Source organism: Rubneribacter sp. (genome assembly GCF_965361815.1).
In genome coordinates this window covers 1-5,456 of sequence record NZ_CBDTNW010000006.1, presented here as the reverse complement: position 1 = coordinate 5,456, position 5,456 = coordinate 1, and the positions used below count along the sequence as shown (strand labels likewise).

The 5,456-nt window shown below is 64.2% G+C and carries 7 protein-coding genes and 1 tRNA gene; 1 reads left to right on the top strand and 7 read right to left on the bottom strand.

Going from position 1 to position 5,456, the window contains the following annotated elements:
* Positions 1-189: hypothetical protein (locus tag ACWKY3_RS00400; protein WP_449314443.1), on the bottom strand; the 189-nt coding region annotated here is incomplete at its 3' end.
* Positions 190-395: 206 nt separating this feature from the next.
* Here ACWKY3_RS00400 and ACWKY3_RS00395 point away from each other — a divergent pair.
* Positions 396-1,691: a carboxylate--amine ligase gene (locus ACWKY3_RS00395; RefSeq protein ID WP_449314442.1), complete on the top strand. Its 1,296-nt coding sequence runs from the start codon at positions 396-398 to the stop codon at positions 1,689-1,691.
* Between the two features lie 76 nt (positions 1,692-1,767).
* Here ACWKY3_RS00395 and map read toward each other — a convergent pair whose 3' ends face one another.
* From map to ACWKY3_RS00365, 6 genes are all read right to left on the bottom strand, one after another.
* Entirely contained in the window at positions 1,768-2,538 is a 771-nt protein-coding gene (gene map / locus ACWKY3_RS00390) for a type I methionyl aminopeptidase (protein WP_449314441.1), read from the bottom strand.
* A 299-nt stretch (positions 2,539-2,837) separates the two neighbouring features.
* Positions 2,838-3,551 (bottom strand): 50S ribosomal protein L1, encoded by a 714-nt coding sequence (gene rplA / locus ACWKY3_RS00385; protein ID WP_449314440.1) that lies wholly within the window; start codon positions 3,549-3,551, stop codon positions 2,838-2,840.
* 127 nt (positions 3,552-3,678) lie between these two features.
* Positions 3,679-4,179 (bottom strand): 50S ribosomal protein L11, encoded by a 501-nt coding sequence (gene rplK, locus ACWKY3_RS00380; protein ID WP_449314439.1) that lies wholly within the window; start codon positions 4,177-4,179, stop codon positions 3,679-3,681.
* 112 nt (positions 4,180-4,291) lie between these two features.
* Positions 4,292-4,828 carry a transcription termination/antitermination protein NusG gene (gene nusG, locus ACWKY3_RS00375; RefSeq protein WP_449314438.1) on the bottom strand — a complete coding sequence of 179 codons (537 nt, stop codon included), beginning with the start codon at positions 4,826-4,828 and terminating at the stop codon, positions 4,292-4,294.
* Between the two features lie 3 nt (positions 4,829-4,831).
* Positions 4,832-5,269: a preprotein translocase subunit SecE gene (secE, locus tag ACWKY3_RS00370; RefSeq protein ID WP_449314437.1), complete on the bottom strand. Its 438-nt coding sequence runs from the start codon at positions 5,267-5,269 to the stop codon at positions 4,832-4,834.
* A 105-nt stretch (positions 5,270-5,374) separates the two neighbouring features.
* A tRNA-Trp gene (locus ACWKY3_RS00365) sits at positions 5,375-5,451 on the bottom strand.
* Positions 5,452-5,456: the final 5 nt, after the last annotated feature.

Below are 5,456 nucleotides of genomic sequence, written 5' to 3'. Positions count from 1 at the left end.
CAACGTGAGCGTGGAGCCTTCGATCGCGTTCGAGTTGTAGGCCATGCGAACAAGGAAGTCCCCGTCGTAGGAAGCGAGCGAGAGCTGCATCGCCTCGGAAAACGGGCCGAAGGAACGAAGCTGCTCCGCACGCGCATCGATCTGAGCGAGCCTTTCATAGCTGCGATCATGTATCACGACATCCAACATAGCCCATCTCGCCTTCCGTGTCGTATTAAGCGCAATGATATCACGCGAATTACGCTCTATGTCGTAACAACATATCGAGTGCTACGACAGTTGCAGCGGTTTAGAATCGGAGAATCCGAGAATTCGCTCACCGACATGATATGATTGCCCCCATGACAGACGCCTGGCGAAGCATCGCACGCGACCCATAAAGGAGACGTCCCCGCATGACAACCCAAAACCCTCGCATCGCCACCGCCGCCGACGTCGCGCGCCTTCTGCGGCCCGTCGTCGTGGGCGGCGACATCCTCGCCTACAGCTATGTGCGCGAGCTGCATCGCGCGTTCGGCATCGAGCGCACCGTCGTGCTGGCCACGCAGGACATCAAGATGCTCTCCTCCAGCCGCTTCACCGACTACCGGCTGGAGCCGCGCATCCACGAGCCGGAAGGACTCTACGAGGCGCTTGAGCGCCTGGCAGCCGAAGAGCGCGCGACACGGCCGGGATGCGTGCTGCTCGTGCTCGGTTGCGACGACTGCCACGCGCGCATGCTCTCCGCCGGCAAGCAGCGCCTCGAGACCGCCGGCTACACGGTGCCCTACATCGACTTTCCCCTGCTCGACGACATCACGCAGAAGCGCCGCTTTTACGACCTGTGCGACGAGCTGGACATCCCCTACCCGCGCACCTGGTACTTCGACTGCGGCGAGGACGGTCCCGCCGAACTGCCCGCAGGCGACTTCCCCTACCCGCTCATCGCCAAGCCGTCGAACTCCGCGCAGTTCCAAGACGCCGCGGACACCGTCGAAGGCTGGCGCAAGATCTACGAGATCGAAAGCCCCGAGGAGCTGGCCCAGGTGTGGCGCAGCATCCGCGCATCGAAGTACGCGGGCGAACTGGTGCTGCAAGATTTCATTCCCGGCGGCGACGACGCCATCCGCACGCTCACCACGTTCTCCGACGCCGCGGGCGAGCTGCGCGTCGTGTCGGGCGGCGTCGTGTGCCTGCAGGACCACGACCCCACGGCGCTCGGCAACCCGCTTTGCATCATGGGCGAACGCGAGGAGGCCATCATCGACTGCGCGAAGCGGTTCCTCGCCCACGTGGGCTACTGCGGATTCGCGAACTTCGACATCAAGTACGACAAGCGCGACGGCTCCTTCCGCTTCTTCGAGGTGAACACGCGTTGCGGGCGCAACACCTACTACATGAGCCTGGGCGGGCAGAACTTCGCGGAGCTCATCGTGCGCGAGTTCGTGCTGGGCGAGCCCATCGCGTACCGCGAAGCGTACGACCCCTACCTGTACTGCTGCGTGCCCCGCTACGTGCTCGACCGCAGCATGGAGAACCGCGCGCGCCTCCAGCAGGCTCTCGAGGCGCTGCGCCGCACGCCGGAGCCCTACCCGCTGCACTACGCGCCCGACTCCTTCATGCACAACCTGTGGGCGCGCGTGATGCACGCGAACCAAATCCGCAAGTTCAAGCGGTTCTACTGGGACACGGACGGCAAGCAGCTGAAGTAGCACCACAGCGCGAAGGAGGAGCGAACGGGGACCTGATGGCGAATGCCCTTCGTCCGCACCTTCGCAAACGACCGCCTTACACCGGTCGCCGTCGCCCCTCCTCGCAGGTGAGCACCACAGGGCCGTCCTCGGTGACGGCCACCGTCTTCTCGAAGTGGGCCGACGGCCTGCCGTCGCGCGTCACCACCAGCCAGCCGTCGGGCATGGCGCGCGTCTTGTAGGTGCCCGCGTTGATCATCGGCTCGATGGCCAGCACCATGCCCGGCTCCAGGCGCACGCCGGTGTGCTTGCGGCCGTAGTTCGGCACGTTGGGTTCCTCGTGCATGGCCCGTCCAATGCCGTGCCCCACGTACTCGCGCACCACGCCGAAACTCGCCTCCTCGGCAATTGCCTGCACCGCGTGCCCGATGTCGCCCAGACGGTTTCCGGGACGCGCTGCGTCAACCCCGGCCCACATGCACCTCTCCGTCACCTCAAGCAAACGCCGCTTCTCGGGGGAGATCTTCCCCACCGCGTACGTCCAGGCGTTGTCGCCCACCCAGCCCTCCACGATGGCGCCGGTGTCGATGGAGATGATGTCGCCGTCGCGCAAAACGACGTCTGCCGAAGGAATGCCATGCACGATCTGCTCGTTCACCGACGCGCAAATGGAGCCGGGAAACCCGCCGTAGCCCTTGAACGCGGGAACGCCCCCTTCCGCGCGAATGAGTTTTTCGGCCAGCTCGTCCAGCTCGAGCGTGGACACGCCCGGACGCACGTGCGCCCCCACTTCGCGCAGCACCTTGGCCGACAGGCGGCCAGCTTCCTTCATGGCCTCTATCTCGGCCGGCGACTTTCTGATGATCATGCCCCGCACCTTTCGCGCACGCAAGTTCGTTTCAGCGAACAGTATAGCAAAGCGCTCGGAAGCGCGCCCCTGCGGCAATCGGCACGCAAAAAGGCCCGCCGCAGGGGCGGGCCTTTTTATTCTACCGCAACGCCGCTCGGTGCGAAGCGGTCAAGCGCCTTGCGCCGCGAAACGGGCGACGATCAGCGGAAGCGTTCAAGCGGCATCCGCACCCCCTGACCACGCGCATCCGAATCATCCGCGCACCCAAAAAGAAAGGAACCCGAAGGCTCCTTTCCTCTCATAAGCTTGATTGAAGGCTATTCGTCGGCGTTTTCCGCGTAGTTGCGGGTCACGGAGGCGTCCACCGGCACGCCCGGCGTCATGGTGCCGGACACGGCAATCGACTTCACGTACTTGCCCTTGGCGGCCGACGGCTTCATGCGCAGGATCTCGTCGTACACGGCGCCGTAGTTCTCGGCCAGCTGCTCGGGGGTGAAGCTCACCTTGCCGATGATGACGTGCGCGATGCCGTAGCGATCGGCGCGGTACTCCACGCGGCCGCCCTTGAGCTCGGCGATGGCCTTCGCCACGTCGTTGGTGACGGTGCCAAGCTTCGGGTTCGGCATGAGGCCGCGAGGTCCGAGGATCTTGCCCAAACGGCCCACCTTGCCCATCTGGTCGGGCGTGGCGACGGCGGCGTCGAAGTTGAACTCGCCGGCCTGAACCTGCGCGGTCAGCTCGTCGGTGCCCACGATGTCGGCACCGGCCTCCTCGGCGGCGCGGGCGGCCTCGCCCTCGGCGAACACGGCCACGCGCACGGTCTTGCCCGAGCCGTTCGGCAGGCTCACGGTGCCGCGGAGCTGCTGATCGGCCTGGCGGGTGTCGATGCCCAGGCGGAAGTCGGCGGTCACGGTCTCGTCGAACTTGACCGTGGATATCTCCTTGATCAGCTTCATGGCCGCAAGGGGAGAATAGGCCTCCTCCGTGATCTTCTCCAATGCGGCACGGTAGTTTTTGGAATGCTTCGCCATGATGGTTCCTTTCGTGGTTCGTAGCGAGCGCCTTGCGGCGTCCTTCCACAGTTTCCTATCGTCAAAGCGGCTGTGCGCCTGCGCGCACAGCCGCGATCACGGGTCTTGCGAAAAGCAGCCCCGCAGGCTACTCGTCGATCGACCTGCCCTGGAGCATGGCCGCCACCTTCTTGGACGGCACGTACTTCTTCTTCATCTCGCGGCCCTCGATGCGCACGCCCATGCTGCGAGCGGTGCCGGCGACGATCTCCATGGCGGCCTCGATGCTGTTCGCGTTGAGGTCCGGCATCTTGATCTCGGCGATCTCGCGCAGCTGCGCCTCGGTCAGCGTGCCCACGGCCTGCAGCTGCGGGATGCCCGAGCCGCTCTGGATGCCCAGCTTCTCCTTGATGAGCACGGCCGCCGGCGGCGTCTTGCACACGAAGGTGAAGGACTTGTCCTCGTACACCGTGATCTCAACCGGGATGATGGTGCCGGCCTGGTCCTGCGTCTGGGCGTTGAACGCCTGGCAGAACTGCATGATGTTGACGCCCTGGGCGCCAAGGGCCGGACCGACCGGAGGAGCCGGGTTCGCGGCGCCCGCCGGGATTTGCAGCTTGATGAAGCCGGTTTCTTTCTTTTCAGCCATCGTGAACGTTCCTCTCAACTGGATCGAACTCTGTACCTATCCGCAACCGCCATGCTGTCGCGAGAAGCCCCGGTCCACTCGGGCGCGTCCGCATGCCGATGTGATCTCACCCTTAAATCTTGGCCACCTGATCGAACGAAAGCTCGACCGGCGTCTCGCGGCCGAAGATGGAAACCATGACCTTCACCTTGCCGGCGTCGGGCGACACCTCGGACACCACGCCGTCGAACTCCGCAAGGGGTCCGGACACCACCTTGACCGACTGCCCCACCTCAAGGCTCGCGGACACGACGCTCTTCTTGTCCTTCGCCTTGTCGGTGCGCTTCATGATCTTGTTGTACTCCGCGCGCGTGAGCGGGGCGGGATTGCCGTCGGCGCCGACGAAGCCCGTGACGCCCGGAGTGTTGCGCACCGCAGCCCAACTGCGGTCGTCAAGCTCCATGCGCACCAGCACGTAGCCGGGAAACACCTTCTTCTCGCTCTCCACGCGTCGTCCGCCCTCTTTGATCTCCGTCACCGTTTCGGTGGGAATCTCGATGGCGAACACGCTGTTCTCAAGCCCCATGGTCTCGATGCGCGTCTCGAGGTTCTTCTTGACCTTGTTCTCGTAGCCCGAGTAAGTGTGCAGGACGTACCATTTCTTCGCCATACCCTACGCCCCCAAACCGGAGATAGCAACCAGCAGCGGCGTGATGACGACGTTGTCGAGCACGGCCACGTACACGCCGAAGAACAGCAGCGCCGCAACCACGACCACGCTCCAACGCAGCACATCCTGCTTGGTCGGCCAGGTCACGCGCTTCATCTCCAGACGAACGTCCTTGAGAAAACTCAAGCGGCTCTTTTTTGCGGGCTTTTTCGCGGCCTTCTTCTCCGCGCTTTTGCCCTGGGACATCGACTGCTTGCCGTCGCTTGCGGACCCATCACCCTTGTCGGCCTTCGCGAAGAGCTTCCTCTTGGGCGCTTCGGTCTCGGCAGCGGCGGCCGGTTCGGCCTTCTTCGCCTCGGCCTCGAGGGCCGCGCGCTGCTCCTTGCGGGCGGCGCGTGCGGCGGAAGCCTTGGCACGCTGTGTCTTTGATTTCTTCGCCATGTGATTCCTTCACCGGGGGTTGTATCCGTCCAAACGCCAAACAAGCAGCTTGGGTTCAAGCTGCTCATCAAAGCAACCTGAAGGCAAGCTGCTCATATCGCGAGCTGGCAGGCCAGGAGGGACTCGAACCCCCAACATGCGGTTTTGGAGACCGCCGCTCTACCAATTGGAGCTACTGGCCTATGCT